General features: G+C 38.2%; 19 protein-coding genes and 1 tRNA gene. 12 read left to right on the top strand and 8 right to left on the bottom strand.

What is annotated here, in order from left to right; all coding sequences use genetic code 11:
* The gene (locus tag QZ738_RS15720) at window positions 1–810 is read left to right on the top strand and encodes an NAD(P)/FAD-dependent oxidoreductase (protein WP_293788683.1); all 810 of its coding nucleotides are present in this window, start codon (window positions 1–3) and stop codon (window positions 808–810) included.
* Here the strand turns inward: QZ738_RS15720 and QZ738_RS15715 are convergent, their stop codons facing one another.
* The 4 genes from QZ738_RS15715 to QZ738_RS15700 form a co-directional block, all read right to left on the bottom strand.
* Complete coding sequence (locus tag QZ738_RS15715; RefSeq protein ID WP_293788682.1) at window positions 811–1,704, bottom strand: IS982 family transposase; 894 nt, start codon at window positions 1,702–1,704, stop codon at window positions 811–813.
* Window positions 1,705–2,016: 312 nt separating this feature from the next.
* Window positions 2,017–2,103, bottom strand: a tRNA-Ser gene (locus QZ738_RS15710).
* A 395-nt stretch (window positions 2,104–2,498) separates the two neighbouring features.
* Window positions 2,499–3,929 carry a pyruvate kinase gene (gene pyk / locus QZ738_RS15705; protein WP_293788681.1) on the bottom strand — a complete coding sequence of 477 codons (1,431 nt, stop codon included), beginning with the start codon at window positions 3,927–3,929 and terminating at the stop codon, window positions 2,499–2,501.
* A gap of 149 nt (window positions 3,930–4,078) precedes the next feature.
* A complete protein-coding gene (locus QZ738_RS15700; protein ID WP_090984244.1) occupies window positions 4,079–4,498 on the bottom strand; it encodes an IPExxxVDY family protein in 420 nt (139 codons plus the stop codon).
* A gap of 157 nt (window positions 4,499–4,655) precedes the next feature.
* Here QZ738_RS15700 and QZ738_RS15695 point away from each other — a divergent pair, with 157 nt between their 5' ends.
* From QZ738_RS15695 to rnc, 3 genes are all read left to right on the top strand, one after another.
* Window positions 4,656–4,892, top strand: coding sequence for an acyl carrier protein (locus QZ738_RS15695; RefSeq protein WP_008508386.1), 237 nt, complete (start codon window positions 4,656–4,658; stop codon window positions 4,890–4,892).
* A gap of 21 nt (window positions 4,893–4,913) precedes the next feature.
* Window positions 4,914–6,167 carry a beta-ketoacyl-ACP synthase II gene (fabF, locus tag QZ738_RS15690; protein ID WP_293788680.1) on the top strand — a complete coding sequence of 418 codons (1,254 nt, stop codon included), beginning with the start codon at window positions 4,914–4,916 and terminating at the stop codon, window positions 6,165–6,167.
* 94 nt (window positions 6,168–6,261) lie between these two features.
* Entirely contained in the window at window positions 6,262–6,990 is a 729-nt protein-coding gene (rnc, locus tag QZ738_RS15685) for a ribonuclease III (protein WP_293788679.1), read from the top strand.
* 209 nt (window positions 6,991–7,199) lie between these two features.
* Here rnc and QZ738_RS15680 read toward each other — a convergent pair whose 3' ends face one another.
* Genes QZ738_RS15680 through QZ738_RS15670 form a run of 3 tightly spaced genes read right to left on the bottom strand, consistent with a single transcriptional unit; the run spans window position 7,200 to window position 9,349 of the window.
* Window positions 7,200–7,910: a hypothetical protein gene (locus QZ738_RS15680; RefSeq protein ID WP_293788678.1), complete on the bottom strand. Its 711-nt coding sequence runs from the start codon at window positions 7,908–7,910 to the stop codon at window positions 7,200–7,202.
* Between the two features lie 6 nt (window positions 7,911–7,916).
* Complete coding sequence (locus QZ738_RS15675; protein ID WP_293788677.1) at window positions 7,917–8,633, bottom strand: hypothetical protein; 717 nt, start codon at window positions 8,631–8,633, stop codon at window positions 7,917–7,919.
* On the bottom strand, window positions 8,630–9,349 hold the full coding sequence (locus QZ738_RS15670) for a hypothetical protein (RefSeq protein ID WP_293788676.1): 720 nt from the start codon (window positions 9,347–9,349) through the stop codon (window positions 8,630–8,632). The genes QZ738_RS15675 and QZ738_RS15670 overlap by 4 nt, the downstream gene beginning before the upstream one ends.
* Before the next feature lie 546 nt (window positions 9,350–9,895).
* Between QZ738_RS15670 and QZ738_RS15665 the strand changes: the two genes are divergently transcribed.
* The 6 genes from QZ738_RS15665 to QZ738_RS15640 all read left to right on the top strand — a co-directional run bounded on the left by QZ738_RS15665 (window position 9,896) and on the right by QZ738_RS15640 (window position 14,628).
* Window positions 9,896–10,759 carry a YicC/YloC family endoribonuclease gene (locus tag QZ738_RS15665; protein ID WP_293788675.1) on the top strand — a complete coding sequence of 288 codons (864 nt, stop codon included), beginning with the start codon at window positions 9,896–9,898 and terminating at the stop codon, window positions 10,757–10,759.
* A 58-nt stretch (window positions 10,760–10,817) separates the two neighbouring features.
* Window positions 10,818–11,384 (top strand): guanylate kinase, encoded by a 567-nt coding sequence (gene gmk / locus QZ738_RS15660; RefSeq protein WP_293788674.1) that lies wholly within the window; start codon window positions 10,818–10,820, stop codon window positions 11,382–11,384.
* Window positions 11,385–11,454: 70 nt separating this feature from the next.
* Complete coding sequence (locus tag QZ738_RS15655; protein WP_293788673.1) at window positions 11,455–11,823, top strand: four helix bundle protein; 369 nt, start codon at window positions 11,455–11,457, stop codon at window positions 11,821–11,823.
* 31 nt (window positions 11,824–11,854) lie between these two features.
* On the top strand, window positions 11,855–12,451 hold the full coding sequence (gene nadD, locus QZ738_RS15650) for a nicotinate (nicotinamide) nucleotide adenylyltransferase (protein ID WP_293788672.1): 597 nt from the start codon (window positions 11,855–11,857) through the stop codon (window positions 12,449–12,451).
* 112 nt (window positions 12,452–12,563) lie between these two features.
* Entirely contained in the window at window positions 12,564–14,264 is a 1,701-nt protein-coding gene (locus QZ738_RS15645; RefSeq protein WP_367268601.1) for a glycoside hydrolase family 3 protein, read from the top strand.
* Window positions 14,265–14,418: 154 nt separating this feature from the next.
* Window positions 14,419–14,628, top strand: a complete 210-nt coding sequence (locus QZ738_RS15640) for a hypothetical protein (protein WP_293788671.1) — start codon at window positions 14,419–14,421, stop codon at window positions 14,626–14,628.
* A gap of 93 nt (window positions 14,629–14,721) precedes the next feature.
* Here QZ738_RS15640 and QZ738_RS15635 read toward each other — a convergent pair whose 3' ends face one another.
* Window positions 14,722–15,255 (bottom strand): thioredoxin family protein, encoded by a 534-nt coding sequence (locus QZ738_RS15635; protein WP_293788670.1) that lies wholly within the window; start codon window positions 15,253–15,255, stop codon window positions 14,722–14,724.
* Between the two features lie 219 nt (window positions 15,256–15,474).
* Between QZ738_RS15635 and QZ738_RS15630 the strand changes: the two genes are divergently transcribed.
* Window positions 15,475–16,131: a TatD family hydrolase gene (locus tag QZ738_RS15630; RefSeq protein ID WP_293788669.1), complete on the top strand. Its 657-nt coding sequence runs from the start codon at window positions 15,475–15,477 to the stop codon at window positions 16,129–16,131.
* Between the two features lie 46 nt (window positions 16,132–16,177).
* A complete protein-coding gene (locus QZ738_RS15625) occupies window positions 16,178–16,969 on the top strand; it encodes a tRNA threonylcarbamoyladenosine dehydratase (protein WP_293788668.1) in 792 nt (263 codons plus the stop codon).
* Window positions 16,970–17,002 lie beyond the last annotated feature (33 nt).

The raw sequence follows: 17,002 nt of genomic DNA, 5'->3' as shown, positions 1-17,002 counted from the left end.
ATGATACTAAAACAAAAAAAAGTGGCTATTATCGGTGCAGGACCTGTTGGCCTGACCATGGCCATATTATTACAGCAAAAAGGAATTGCAGTAACTGTTTATGAAAGAGATAAAGATCCGCAAGCCAGGATTTGGGGTGGTACGCTCGATTTGCACAAAAATTCGGGACAGGTAGTGATGAAGAAAATTGGTTTACTGGAAAGTTATTACGCTATAGCAAAGCCCATGGGCATGATGATGACCGATGAAAATGGAAAAATATTATTCACCAAACCGGTTACACCCGAAAATCAATACGACAATCCTGAAATTAACAGAAATGACCTCAGAAAAATATTGTTAAACCGCTTGAAACAGGATACCGTAATCTGGGACAGCAAATGTAAAGAACTTGAAGTTTGTGATGATAAATGGCATTTGCAATTTGAAAACGAAACATTAGCAACTGCCGACTTTATTATCGTAGCAAATGGCGGAATGTCCAAAATAAAAACATACATTACCGATACGGTCGCTGAAAACACCGGAACTTTTATCATACAAGGCGATGTACCTCAACCTAAATTAAATTGCCCTGAATTTTCCCGACTATGCAGTGGTAATCGATTAATGGCTGCCTGCGGAGGAAATTTATTGGTAGCAAATCCGGATAATAATGGTGTGTTAACCTATGGTGTTATTTTTAAAAAGCCTGAAAATGGCGATGATGAGCATACTGGATTAAACTTTCAGAATCAAGACAGTATTCGAACATTTCTTTTAGACAGATTTATGGATTGGAATGAACATTACAAACCTGAGTTCGATTAATCAGAATGCAAAAATCTGAGATGATTGTTTAGTTTGATAGTTAATAGCGGGCTTTTTAGGAAAGAACGAGTATGCGATTAGGCCTGCTATAATATTTGAGATAAAATTAGCGAATGACCTATGTCTTGAATGTTCTATCTGGCATATGTTTTTAAGCTCATCATTAACGGTTTCTATCACAGATCTTTTGCGGAGCATAATTTTATCATTCATGGTCATCAGGCTATTTTTCATATTGTTCCTGTTACTGGTAACCAGATGTATGTCGCTGACGAACAGTATTTTGACTAAATGTTCTGATATATACCCTTTGTCAGCGAGAAGCTTTCCGAACACAGCTTTTAAAAAGCTCTCGTTCTTCAGTGGCTCCCTATCGTCCACATTGGCCTGGGTGATGGCAAAATTTAATATCTCTCCCCTGTCATTGATTACGATGTGCAGCTTAAATCCATAGAACCAGCCCATTGTGGATTTTCCCACCTCCGCTATCCCCTTAAATACCTTGTTTCTTTTTATACGCTTTTTGTTGCAGCCCCGAATAGGGGTGGAATCCACAAATGAAATACCCGTACAGCGACCTAAACAGCAGGTTTTCAGGAAGATCGTCATTGGCATGAGCACGCTCTGGCTGAGTTCAACAAAGCGGTTATAGGATACAGTATTCGGAAATTCGCTTTGCATATGCTTTTGGAGATAAAACAGATAGAAGTGTTTAAAGCACCTGAACTCGCTCAGATGGAAGAACAGACAGATAGAGATCACTTCACTCTTAGACATGGTCGCAGGACGCTTGGAGGGCTTGCCCAAAAGAAAAGGACTTGTAGTTTGATCAAAATCTTTGCAGAACTCATCTACAAGACAAAAAATATCGCTAATTTTAGAGTAGTCAATCATCTGTTTTTATGTTTAAATATTTGAATGTCAGATACTTAAATATAAGCATAATTACTTTGATTGACTAATTTTTTTTCTAAAAATTATAATCGAACTCAGGTTATTAAATACAATCCAAGCTATTAAATAATAGAATAAAGAAAGGATATAAGCGTATTCTTGAGATAGGTATAAAATGTTTTAATCTGCGATACTCCTGTTTCAAAAATTAAATTTACGCAGTTCAGGTCGATGTCAGATTCGACATCATTAGGGATTTGCACTATTGGATGATACAAAAAAGCGGGAGAATTTTTCAATTCTCCCGCTCAGCGGAGAGAGAGGGATTCGAACCCTCGATACCGTTGCCAGTATACAAACTTTCCAGGCTTGCTCTTTCGACCACTCAGACACCTCTCCGTATCGGACTGCAAAAGTAATTTTTTTATTCATATCTCCATAAAAATTAATGACAAGAAATTCGGTCTGATGAATTTAGTCTTTTGTTAAGTTATATCCCATCTAACCGCTTGTTCTTTTTAAAGCTGAAGTCGTATAAAACATATTGCAAATATTTCTCCACTGCGGTCGAAACGACGGTTAGCAAAGAAGGCAGCCAGTGTCCTTAAACGGACTTTTGACGGACTTAATCCGGGGTTTCGTCGGACTTATGACAATTCCACCCGACCAAAATCTGAATTAAACCCCAAGTATATCTTTAGATAAGTATAAGCGGCTAGCCTGATGTTTAAAAGATCAGGCATAAAAAAAGCGCCTCATTTAAAATGAAGCGCCTTGTAATAAATTATATATAATTAATCTATAACGGTAATTTTTAACATATTGGTTTTACCTTTCGCTTCGATTGGAATAGCGGCAGTATTGATGATGATATCACCTTGTTTAACCAATTTTTTACTTTTTAAGAATTCGTTTACCTCAATAATAGTATTATCGGTACTTTCCCAATTATCATAATAGAAACCTCTTACCCCCCAAAGCAAACTTACCGCGTTTAACAATGCCCTGTTACTGGTAAAAATAAAAGTTAGGGCTTCCGGACGGTGACTTGAAATTTCGAAAGCAGTATAACCGCTTAAAGTCATGGATACAATACCAACTGCATTGGTTTGTTTCGCCAGGAAACAAGCAGAGTCGCAAATCGCATCACTTAAGAAAGAAGGCGATTTTGGTTTTAAAAACTTATCAGGATGGAAAGGATAGTTGTTTTCTTCGATGTTCTGGATAATTTTCTGCATCGTTTCGATCACAATCAGCGGGAATTCGCCAACTGAGGTTTCACCACTTAACATTACCGCATCAGCACCGTCCAAAACAGAGTTGGCCACATCATTCACCTCCGCACGTGTTGGGCGGGGTGTGGTGATCATACTTTCCAACATCTGGGTAGCTACAATTACCGGTTTTGAAGCCGCCCGGCACTTTGCAACAATCATTTTCTGTAATAACGGCACTTCTTCCATCGGACATTCCACACCTAAATCGCCGCGGGCAACCATAATACCATCAGTTGCAGCAATAATCTCGTCAATATTGGCAATAGCCTCCGGTTTTTCGATTTTGGCAATTACGCGGGCAGTTTTACCGCGCTCTGCAATAATATTTTTAAGTTCGGTGATATCTTCCGCTTTACGCACGAACGATAAACCGATCCATTCTACATCGTTCTCTAAAACAAACTCTAAGTTTTCGCGGTCTTCGGGTGTTAAAGAAGGAATAGAAACTTTAGTATTTGGCAGGTTAACACCTTTTCTCGACGTTAAAATTCCACCATGAACAACCTCACAAACTACTTCATCTTTTAAATTGGTAGAAATCACTTTCATCTGAAGCTTTCCATCATCCAAAAGGATAATTTCACCAGCCTGAACATCCTGAGGGAAATTTTGGTAAGTAATATAAATACGTTCTTCGTTACCAATACATTCATTCGTTGTAATTACGGTAGTAGTTCCGTTGATCAGGTTGATACCACCTTCTTTTACTAAACCAATACGGATTTTTGGACCTTGTAAATCGGCAAGAATACCTACATTATAGTCGTATTTTTTGTTTAAATCGCGGATGGTATCCAAAACCGCTTGATGATCTGCTTGTGATCCATGTGAAAAATTTAGACGGCAAACATCTAAACCTGCGTTAAACATACTATATAATACATCTGGTTTTGCTGATGCAGGCCCAAGCGTGGCAACAATTTTAGTTCTCGAATGAAAAGGTTTCATCTATTAATTGATTTTAGTAATGCAGTTTAAAGAAAGCATAATTATTATCTAAAATAATCAAACTGCATTAAATTTTATATATTTTGTTTTTTTGTTCTTTGTTTGTAACCGCCAAATATAGTGTATTTAATACACCATGTATATAATTTTTATATTACCAAATTTTCGCGGCTCTTTAATTTTGTCGGATCAATCTTTGCAGCCACTTGTATATCAGGCAGTTTATTCAATCCGTTGATTAAATAATCCAAATCCTCCTTATCGATAAATTCTTTTATGATAATAAAAAAATCTACTTTGCTCATTTCCGGAATGAGGAAGCCATCGCTACTTTTATTGCAGATTAAATAGTACTCTACTTCACCTTGCTCTACAAAAAAGTAATACTTAGAGAAAGACCAGGCTGGTTCATCGATATTAAAAAATATTTCATGATCCTCTATTTTTTCAAATTGTGTATTTAGCCGGGTATTAATTTTGTGGCAGAGCACATAGTCTTTTAGGGGTGCTGTAATCGCAATTAGTGTAAAATCAAGGTCTAAGGTAAGTTTTAGATAAGTCTTATTCAAAGCGAAATAAATTATTTACAGAACGAAATTAAAAAACTAATTCTATATTCGCTGTGTTATTGAGGTACCAAAATACGTATCGAAATAAAAACATTTGAAAATTGTAAGAATTTATTTTTCTTTGCACAGAATTATTTAACCATTAAATTATAAAATTATGTCTGATATTGCTTCAAGAGTTAAGGCTATTATCGTAGAAAAACTAGGTGTTGACGAAAGCGAAGTTACGCCAGAGGCTTCATTCACCAACGATTTAGGTGCAGATTCTTTAGATACCGTAGAATTGATTATGGAATTTGAAAAAGAATTCAATGTAGCTATTCCTGATGATCAGGCTGAAACCATCGGTACAGTTGGCCAGGCAATTGCTTATTTGGAAAAAAACGTTAAATAGAATTACGCTTTTTCAGTATAAATGGAATTAAAAAGAGTAGTAGTAACAGGGTTGGGTGCGCTCACTCCTATAGGCAATAATGTTCCTGATTTTTGGGAAGGGTTGACTAACGGGGTGAGTGGCGCTGCTCCTATTAAAGGTTTTGACACTGAAAAATTCAAAACTAAATTCGCATGCGAGGTTAAAAATTTTAATCCTGAAGACTTTTTGGAGAAAAAAGAAGCCCGTAAGCTAGATCCGTTTGTACAATATGCTCTTGTAGCAACAGATGAGGCTGTAAAAGATGGTGGTTTTGATTTTGAAAAATTAGATACCAACCGGATCGGTGTAATCTGGGGTGCGGGCATAGGTGGGTTGAAAACTTTCCTTGATGAAATTTCGAATTTTGCCAAAGGAGATGGTACGCCAAGATACAATCCATTCTTTATTCCTAAAATGATCGTAGATATTGCTCCAGGCCATATTTCGATTAAATACGGCCTGCGTGGGCCAAATTTTGCAACTGTTTCGGCTTGCGCTTCATCAACAAACGCCATGATTGATGCGTTTAACTACATCCGCCTGGGTATGGCTGATGTCATCATCAGCGGCGGTTCCGAAGCAATTATCAACGAGGCAGGTATGGGTGGTTTTAATGCCATGCATGCCCTATCAACACGTAATGAAGATCCGGCAACAGCCTCACGCCCTTTCGATAAAGACCGCGATGGCTTTGTAGCTGGTGAAGGTGCAGGAACCATTATCCTGGAAGAACTTGAACACGCTAAGGCAAGAGGTGCAAAAATTTATGCAGAACTTGTTGGCGGTGGAATGAGTGCTGATGCCAATCACATCACGGCACCACATCCTGAAGGTTTAGGCGCAAGAATGGTAATGACCAATGCACTAAAAGATGCGGGTTTAACAACTGCTGATATAGATTATATCAATGTACATGGTACTTCTACACCGCTGGGCGATATTAGTGAAACCAAAGCCATTGGTACATTATTTGGTGAAGATGCTTATCGTTTAAACATTAGTTCAACCAAATCAATGACCGGCCACCTTTTGGGTGCCGCCGGAGCTGTTGAAGCTATTGCAGCAATTCTTGCTGTTAAAAACGACATCGTTCCTCCAACAATCAATCATTTTACAGACGATCCTGCATTTGATCCGAAATTGAATTTTACTTTTAATAAAGCTCAAAAACGTACTGTTAGAGCGGCTTTAAGTAATACATTTGGTTTTGGCGGCCACAATGCTTCTGTAATCTTCAAAAAATACGAAGATTAATTTGAACAGCACTGGTATATAATTTTGTATGCTAATTAAAAATAGATAACTTAGTTAAATATGCTAATTAGCCGTTAATTGTGTTATTTATTTAATGCCGATATTAAAATTATATAAACTCTATCTCTCTCCTGAAAAGGAGTTTGTTAAAAAGCTGAAAAACATTTTAGGCTTTGTTCCAGGTAATGTCACGCTTTATAGAATGGCATTCAGACATCGCTCTGCAGCAAAAATCCTAAAAAATGGGAGCAGGAGCAGCAATGAGCGTCTGGAATTTTTAGGCGATGCTGTGCTCGGTTCGGTAATAGCAGAACTACTCTTTAAACATTATCCTTACAAGGAAGAAGGTTTTTTAACCGAAATGCGCTCTAAGATTGTAAACCGGGCCAATTTAAATCAATTGGCTAAAAAAATTGGTTTTGATAAGCTTATCCAGTTTGATCAGCGTTCCGTTAGCATACAAACCAAACACAACTCGATGCTGGGAGATGCTTTCGAAGCTATCGTAGGTGCCATTTACATGGATAAGGGATATAATTTTACTAAAGAGTTTTTATTGCGCAGAATCGTAAAACCACATATCGATATCCATACCCTCGAACTTACTGAAACCAATTTTAAAAGCAAATTAATTGAATGGTGCCAGCGCCATGGCAAAGATGTACTGTTCGAACTGGCTGAAAACGGTGAAGGTGAAAGCACTAAATTATTCACTATCAGCGCGGTAGTAGAAGGCGAAAAAGTGGGTACGGGCAGAGATTATAACAAGAAAAATGCAGAAAAACTCGCCGCAGAGAAAGCTTGTGAGGTGCTTAGTATCTGATGGTTCACTGGTCAGTAGTTCATTAGTAATTGCAAATTGATAACTGAAAACTGTATCTGGTTTAATCCACTAATGGTTTAACTAGTTATCTAAAATCCAAACTCAATATGTTGTAAGTAAAACTGGCAACTGTAAACTCCCAACTGCTTAGCTGACTCCGAACTCCGAACTCCCAACTTGCCTATTGACTCCCGACTAAGGACTAAAAACTACTTCCCTTTCCCCAGCGTATCAATAAATTTCTTAGAAGATTCTTTAATATATTTAATATAATCGTAACTGTTCCAGTACTGCGCTTTATCAAATTCAGGCCGACAATTGAGCATGTATCTTTCTAAAGTATCGCCTCTTAATTCGGTATTGTTTTTTATGATGCTTTGATTAAAGTATACATCAATCTGCGATTGTTTAATCTCATTATCGGCATACCTGCTAAATCTCCGGGCATTTTTAGGATCAGTACCAAAGAGGTTATAGAGCGCATTTAAAGGACTAAATATAGCAGATAGCAAAGTCGTTTTACCGCCGTTATATACACCCTTGTTCTTAAAATCCCGCTTAATCTCATTCAAATCCTGCTGTTTGGTGTTCCCCCTGATAGTTACATCAGCTAAAGTGGTGCTTCCCCTAACCAGATAAATGACAAGATCCTTTTCACTGCTTACCAGTACACGCTGATCGATTAGATCTCTTTTGGTTACCAGAAGTGTATCTCCCAATCTGGCTTTTAACTGGAACATGCCAATATCGTTACTGCCAACCCCTATTCCTGTACGCAGATTCGTAATTTCTGACAATGCAATTCTAACATTTGAACCTTTCTCAATAACCACACCCTTCAAAATAAAGTCTTGCGCCTTTGCCAAAAAGCTGATTACGGTAAAAACAAAGAGTGTAAAGGCGAATTTGAAGTTTCTCATGCTATGCTAATTTGTGTGTTTTAAAGTATCGGTATATTGTTTAGCCGACTCTTTAATGTATTTAACCGCGTCATAATTGCTCCAATTAAGGGTCATGCTGCGTGTTGGATAATAATCGAGTAGGAATTTGTCGAGCTCTTTTCCCGTTAATGTTGTATTACTTGAAACTAAATTTTTATTAAAAAATTTGTCTACTTCGATTAAGCTTAACTCCTTTTTGTAATAACGGTTAAATTTACGCGCTCTTGCTGGTGTTTTCCCAAAAAGTTCGTAAAAAAATGTCAGAGGGCTGCCACCAAGTGGATTTAACAGAATTAATGGCGGTTTACCAGCAAAGAAAGAACCATTGTGTTTCAAATCCCGCTTTATATCTTCCATCTCTTGTTTCCTGGTTTGCCCTTTAACCGTCACCTCCGCTAACATGGTGCTTCCCCTTATTAAAAAAACGACAAGATCATCAGTTGATTTAACAACTACTTTTTGATCGTTTAGGTTTTTCTTCCGGATTAAAAGCGTGTCACCGATTCTGGCATTCAACTGAAACAGACCGATATCATTACTGGTTGCGCCCATTTTACTTCGGATGTTGGTAACATTTGCCAGGGCAATCCGTACGTTAGAACCTTTTTCGATTACCACACCTTTCAAAATAAAGTTCTGTGCCTTACTATTAAGGCTTTTTGTTAGGATAATTAGCAAAAGAAGGAGTTTTAAATGCTTCATTGACTTAATGGCATATTTAAAGTATCTAAATAATGTTTTTCGGATTTTTTAATGTAATTGGCGGCATCATAAGTATTCCAATTTTTAATTTGTGCAAGCTTTGGCCTGTAATTTAACATAAACTCATTGCGCTGTTTGCCTGTTAAACTGGTATTCCTTTTAACAAGGCTTTGGCTAAAAAAACGGTCAATTTCTAACTCCTTTTGCTCACGATCATAATAGCGGTCAAACCGCCTGGCACTTTTGCGCTCTGCACTAAACAATTCCATTATGGCCGATAAAGGATAACGGATATAGTGGAGCGGGTTTCTGTTATACCCGTAAAAATAGGTTTTCTTTCTGTGCGCTAACCTTACAACCGATAGATTTTCTTGTTTGTTTTCTGCCCTGATGGTTACATCTTCCAGCAGCATATCTGCCCGAACGAGATTTACGATCAAGTGATTATCATTTTTAACAATCACTATCTGATTATCAAACCTTCTTTTCTGCACCAATAAGGTATCACCAATTTTTGCGGCAATTTGGAAAAACCCCATGTCGTTGGTACCAACTCCCTGCCTGGTGCGCATATTGGTAACTACTGCCAGGGCAATTCTGATATCAGTTCCTTTTTCAACAACAACCCCTTTGGAAACCTTAACCTGTGCTTTAACGCTTATTGAAGCAACTAGAAAGCAGAGCGAAAGAAAAATGAGCGTAAAAAATGCTTTCATATCTCTAGGAGAATTTTTGTAAAATTAACATTTGTTGCACATTCAAGTTGTTAATAAAACGTTAATAGTCATAAGGAAATTAACAGGCAGCCTTTTATAATATGCGGCAAGAATAGTTTTTACCAGGGCAATAACCTTTCTTTTTTTAGATACGGCTGCATCTTTTGTTGATTTTGAAATTAACTTCATATTGATTAGAAAATGAATGCTCCGGTCCTTTTGGCTTAATCAGTCCTGCCATCCACTGTAGCTCCGATAGAAGAAATCGGAGGCTGCCGTTCCTGTCAGGTTTAGGAATAGAGGTTCTACACACTGTAGGGAACAAGCCTTTGCCAAGAACTACTTCACTTTGTACTTAAACCCGATTGCAGCGGGCACGTAGTGTAACGGAGTAAAGCGTAAAGCGGGGCTGCAATCACCTAAGAAACACTGAACGCTGGTTTTCTAAATGCAAAGTATTTATCTGGAACCCTACAGCCCTGGCTCCTTGGTTATTATTATTTCTCCTTTCAGGTTAAAACCCTATCTTTGCGCATGATAAAATCCATGACAGGATACGGCTTAGCAACAGCCGATTATGCAAATGCAAAGTATAGTGTCGAAATCAAATCGCTCAACAGTAAGTTCCTGGAGCTCAATTTAAAATATCCTAAAGCTTTCTCCGATAAAGAATTAATCCTGCGCAATATCTGCAGCAAAGATATCGAACGCGGAAAGGTAAGCTTAAGCATCACGATAGAACGCACCAATGGTGAAGTTACCGGTGCTACCATTAATACCGCTTTATTGAGCCACTACTACCAGCAGCTTGTTGCAGTTAATGATGAATTGGGTGCAGATAGTAGTAACCTACTACAAACCGCCCTAACCTTTCCTGATGTAATTAGTTACAAAGAAGAAAGTGTTAGCGAAGATGAGTGGAACCACCTATACCAGATCTTTACCGAAGCCCTGGCCAACTTTAACCAGTTCAGGGAAGATGAAGGCGCTGTTTTAAAGGCGGATCTGGAACTGCGGATAAGGAATATCCTGTCGTACTTTAAATCGGTGGAAGAATTGGAACCGAAAAGGATTTCGGCCATCCGCGATAAATTTAACCAGTTTTTAGAAGATGCGGTGGGCAAGGTCAATATTGATCAAAACCGTTTTGAACAGGAATTGATCTACTATATCGATAAAATTGATATCACGGAAGAAAAAACACGTTTAAAAAGCCATTGCGATTATTTCTTGCAAACTTTGGCAAGCAAAGAAGCAAACGGTAAAAAAATGGGTTTCATTTCGCAGGAAATAGGTAGAGAAATTAATACCATGGGCGCTAAAGCGAACGATGCTCAAATGCAGCAGTTTGTGGTAGGAATGAAAGAAGAACTAGAAAAGATAAAAGAACAATTACTGAATGTGTTGTAGCGTTAAGCGGAGAGCGATAAGCGCTCAACGCCAGACGCCAATCGCAAAACTTTTAAAAATGCAAGGCAAATTAATCATATTTTCAGCACCATCAGGAGCAGGTAAAACCACCATAGTACATCATTTATTAAAGAAATTTCCTGAGCTGAGCTTTTCTATTTCTGCAACCACCCGCGAATTGCGGGGTGACGAAACACATGAAAACGATTACTATTTTATTACGAAGGAAGAATTTTTACACAAAGTTGCCCACCAGGAATTTGTAGAGTTTGAAGAAGTTTATAATGGCACCTTTTATGGTACTTTACGCTCAGAAATAGAACGCATCTGGAATGAGGGCAAGCATGTTATTTTCGATATCGATGTTGAAGGTGGTATCCGTTTAAAGAGAAAGTATGAAGATAACGCCTTAGCTATATTTGTTCAGCCACCATCATTAGAGGTGTTAAAGGAACGTTTAAGTGGCCGCGGAACAGATAGTCAGGAAAAGTTACAGGAACGCTTTATTAAAGCTGAGAAAGAACTGCTATATGCAGATAAGTTTGATGTGATTTTAAAAAATTATGATCTGGCTACCGCCTGTGCAGAAGCAGAACAGTTGGTAGGGGATTTTTTAAAAAGTTAACAGTCTGTAGTTTTCAATTTTCAGTCCAGGGTGCATAGGATAATTATTCTTTAAATATAAAAATCAATCTATGGGCGATTTTTCTGATCTATTAGTATATAAAAAGTCGTTTGAACTAGCGATGGCTATTTTTGAGCTTAGCAAGTCTTTTCCAAAAGATGAAATGTACTCTTTAACCGATCAAATCAGAAGATCTTCGCGATCTACCAATATTTGTTTAATTGAGGCCTATAGGAAACGACGATATAAAGCGCACTTTATTAGCAAACTTTCAGATAGCGACATGGAGAATAGTGAAACTAAAGGCTGGCTAAAGTTCGCATTTGAATGTAAATATATTACTCAAGAACAATACGAAAAGCTAACAATACAAAGCGACGAAGTAGGCAGACTACTAAATCACATGATCAATAATCCTGATAAATATGGTGTGGTTTAATTGTTCATTAATCAATAGAGCGAACTGAAAAATGTCAACTGAAAACTATAAGCTAAAAACCGGTCTTTTCTTCGGTTCTTATAATCCTATCCATACCGGACATTTAATAATCGCCAATTATATGGCTAACCATACCGAACTTGATGAAGTATGGCTGGTGGTTTCGCCACATAATCCTTTGAAGGATAAAAGCGGTTTAACCAATATGTACGATCGTTTGGAAATGGCTAAACTGGCTACCGAAAATGCAGAGCATATCCGCGTGAGTGATATTGAGTTTGCATTGCCCCAACCGTCCTATACCATTGATACCCTAACCTATCTCCACGAAAAATATCCGGAAAAGGAATTTGTACTGATTATGGGTGCTGATAACCTGGTTTCTTTAAAAAAATGGAAAAATTATGAGATACTGTTAAAAAACTATCATATTTATGTTTATCCCCGCCCGGGAGCCAATGTGAGTGAATGGGAAAATCATCCCGCAATAACTTTTACCAGTACCCCTTTAATGGAAATATCCTCCACTTTTATACGTAAGGCTATTAAAGAGAAAAAAAGTGTACAGTTTTTTTTGCCCGATAAAGTAATCGAATTTATTGAAGGCAAAGGGATGTACAGATCTTAATCTGCGGCGTAACTTTTTTTAAACTTACTGTATTAAATTGATTAGTTGGACGGATTTTTGTTTAATACGGCTTTGGTTTATTAATTTAGCTAACCTGATACAACAAAATTAAGTGAAAAAAAAACTTCTTATCCTTATTGCTTTTTGCGGAACTGCGTTTTCCAGCAGCGCACAACAAAAATCCTATTTAGAAATGTTAGCCAATCAACCCAAATGGGTGGACTCGGTTTTTAATAAACTCAACCGCAGGGAGCGCATTGCACAGATGTTCTTTGTACGTGCCCATACCAATTTAGGCCAAAAATATACCGATTCCGTTGGCCAGGTCATTAAACGCGAACAACTAGGTGGGGTGATCTTTTTCCAGGGAGGTCCGGTAAGGCAAGCGCTTGCCACCAATGCCTATCAAAAACTGAGCAGAGTGCCGCTTATTGTGGCAAACGATGGAGAATGGGGCTTAGGTATGCGTTTAGATAGCACCATTTCTTATCCTTACCAAATGACCCTGGGTGCTATTCAGAACAGAGAACTGCTGTACAAAATGGGCCTTGAAGTAGCCAAAGATTATAAACGATTGGGGATGCAGATGAACCTGGCTCCAGATGCGGATATTAACAATAATCCCAAAAACCCGGTAATTAACTATCGTTCTTTCGGCGAAAACAAATATAATGTGACAAACAAAGTTGCATCCTATATGAAAGGAATGCAGGATGGTGGTTTATTAACAACGTTGAAACATTTTCCTGGCCATGGCGATACTGATGTGGATTCACATTACGATTTGCCGCAGCTTACTTTCTCTGCCACACGTTTGGATACTTTAGAAATGTATCCATTTAAAGAGTTGATCAAACAAGGAGCGTCTGGAGTAATGATTGCGCACATGAACATTCCTTCTTTAGATAATACCCCGAATTTACCTTCTACCCTCTCCAAGCCTATTGTTACTGGTATTTTAAAGCAGAAATTAGGCTTTAAAGGACTGATTATTTCAGATGCCATGGATATGAAAGGCGTGGTAAAATACTTTAAAAACGGTGAAGCTGATCTGATGGGGATCATTGCAGGCAATGATATTATCGAACTTTCGGAAAACAGCGATAGGGCCATTAAACTGGTACGTAAGGCGGTAAGGCATAACCGGGTAAGTATGGCTGAAATTGACCAAAGTGTGCGTAAAATCTTAACGGCAAAGTATTGGGCCGGGCTATCAAAACGCGATACCATTGTAACCAAGGGCATTATTGCAGGAGTTAACCGCAATGCAAGCAGTGCCCTGGTACAGGAACTGGCCAATGCATCGGTAACTTTGCTTAAAGGTAAAGATTATATTAAACGGCTGATCCCGATCAGAAGAACCGCAATTATCAGTATCGGCGTATCTTCGGTAACGACTTTCCAAAAAGAGATCTCGAAAGGTTATTACAACTCTGTTTATTATGTGTTGGATAAAGATGCCAGTGCCGCACAAATTTCAAATATTGCACGTGAAATCAGCGCTTTTGATCAGGTTATTGTAGGTATTCATGATAGCAGATCAAGGCCTGCAAATAATATACCGCTTAATGCAGGTGTTAAGAATTTTATTAGAGAACTGTCGACTAAAAATGCTGTTTTTGCCTTATTTGCCAATCCCTATAACTTAGCAGGCTTATCCGGATTGGAGAATAGCAAAGGTTTAATAGTCGCCTATCAAAAAGAAGATTTTATGCAAATTTCAGCTGCGGCTGTAATAAACAACCGATTAGTACCTACAGGTAAGTTGCCTGTAAGTGTGGCTCCGTTTTATAAATTTGGTGATGGACTTTAATTGTTAAGCCACAAAACAAGAATAGATATTTATCACAGAGGGCAGTTTTAAATTGAATATTTCCCGGGTCTTTCAGCTTTAGTCTTTGGCCTTAAAGCTTTTCCCAAAACAATTTCACCATCAAAACGATTATCTAATATAAAACCTTAAAGTTATGATAGATCCAGAAGATGACAATTACGCGAACGATCCTAACGATGCGCTGCGCAGAGAGGATGATGTAGAAAATATCAATGAAATTAGCGGTGATGACACCAGTATCGAACATGATAAAGATCTGCTGGAACAAGCCGATGAAGCTTCAAGAGCCTCTTATGAGTTAAACCTTGATGATGAGGTGGATGAAGATGAATTAGAAGATTAACAAGAAAGCCTTTCAGATGTGAAAATCTGAAAGGCTTTCTACTTTAGGCTCCATTTTGATTCAGCCTTAAACCTTACACCCTCAACCTTAAACCTACTTAGCTTTAGCTTCATAAGTTTCAGGATCAACAGCCGCTCTTGTCCATCCTTTTAAAAATGAGGTAATTTTTTTTACATCATGCCCTACTTTCTTTTTACCGTTCGCGCCAACTTCTTCCGTTTCTAAATAAGATGAATTTTCAATATGCAATACTTTGCCTTTTCCGTCGAGAATCACGAAGACCGGAAAACCAAAACGTTGAGGATAGCCTAAACCAGCCAAAACACTTTCATTCTTATTTTCAGGACTATAATTAACCAGCACGGTTTCAAAATTATCGTTGATGTATTTCTTTAATGTGGCCGTGCTATCAACCAAATTGTGGAAAGCAATACACCAGGTACACCAATTACCGCCAACCTGTAACAAAACATGTTTATTTTCTTTGGCTGCTTTTGCAACTGCAGCAGCAATATCCGCTTTAGCATCTGCCTGTGGCTTATAAATCTGAACGCCTTCTTTTTTCGCCTGACCAAATGCCGTGGTCGAAATGAATATGGCGGTGAATAAAATAACTAATTTTTTCATGATCTTTAGAATAATAAACAAAAGTAGTAAAGTCTACCATTTCAATAGGTTATTCACTATTTCTTTACAGAAGCGCAACATTTATTGGTCATTGGTCATTGGTCATTGGTCATTGGTCATTAACGGAACCTGGTTCTGCTGAAAGGTTTAAATCCATTTGGGTTTTTCCTTGGTAGCTGTTACATCGCCCGTCTTACATTTAACTATCTTTGTATAGAAATGGATTTCTTAGACATACATACCCACAAAGTTGCCACTAAAAGTGGGGTAACCAGCATTCAAAGCCTGTCGTTAACCCAGGATATCTTTTTAGCCATGCCGAAAACAAAACCCATTTCAGTTGGTCTACATCCCTGGTTTGCCAAAATTGACCATCTTGACCAGCAGATGAAATATCTGAGTGTTGTAGCCAACCAAACAAATGTAAAACAGATCGGCGAATGTGGTTTAGATCGATTAAGAGGCGAAAACGTGGAGAATCAGATCAAAATTCTGGAAAAGCAGATTGAATTGGCAGAAAAGGTCAAAAAACCTTTGATTTTACATTGTGTTAAATGTTTTGCTGAATTAATAGCGATTAAAGGCCGTTTGAAAGTCAACGTACCTATGATTATCCATGGCTTTAACAAAAACGAAGAGCTTGGCAAGCAAATGATGGACAAAGGATTTCTACTTTCGTTTGGTTTGACTGCCTTGAAAGAAAACGCTGGTGCAGCAAAGCTGATTCAAAATACCGATAATTTTTTCCTCGAAACGGATGATGCTGATATTTCGATTGAGGAAATTTACCAGGCAGCAGCCATTTTAAAAAAATGCACGGTAGATGAACTTAAAGCTCGTATTTTTACCGACTGGAATAAATTAAGTTTAATATAGCGCTGTCATTCTGAGCCTGTCGAAGAATGCAGCTAAATACACAAATATGTCTGATGTAAGCTGGCTTTCGCGCTCTGCCCTTCTTGTGGGTAATGATGGGATAGATAAACTCCAATCAAAACATGTTCTGGTAATCGGTTTAGGTGGAGTGGGTTCTTTTGCTGCCGAATTTATCTGTCGTTCAGGAATTGGAGAAATGACCATCGTTGATGGTGATGTGGTTGACCCCACCAACCGTAACAGGCAGTTACCAGCTTTGGCAACCAATCATGGTGTAAGCAAAGCTGCCATTATGCAGGAGCGTTTATTGTCTATCAATCCAGAATTAAAGCTGCACGTCGTAAATACTTTTCTTACTCCAGAAAAATGCAGGGAAATTTTAGAAGCTGATTTCGATTATATTATGGATTGCATTGATAGTGTAATGCCTAAAATTACCTTATTAGGAACGGCTTTGGAGAAAAACATCCCCATTGTAAGTTCAATGGGTGCCGGAGGCAAGATGGATCCTACACGTTTAAGAATTACCCTGCTGCCTGATACTTATCAATGTGTTTTTGCCAGTTATGTGCGTAAACGGCTGAATAAACTTCCCAATGCGGCCAAAATAAAAGCTGTTTTCTCCACCGAAGAAATGGATAAAAATTCTATGATTATGACCGATGGGAGCAATTTCAAACGTTCCGCTTATGGCACGGTTTCCTACCTGCCAGCAGCATTTGGTGGCGCATGTGCCTCGGTAGTGATCCGCGATTTGCTTGGGCTTCCCATTGAAATGGCCGAACGACCTGCCAGGATCAGCCATAAAACATTAGCCAAAAAGAAGAAAAAACCGTAAACAGGTGTATTGTTGATATCATGATTTCGGAAA

Source organism: uncultured Pedobacter sp., from assembly GCF_913776295.1.
GTDB lineage: Bacteria > Bacteroidota > Bacteroidia > Sphingobacteriales > Sphingobacteriaceae > Pedobacter.
The sequence above is the reverse complement of the archived record's forward strand: the minus strand, read 5'-3'. Positions and strand labels throughout refer to the sequence as shown.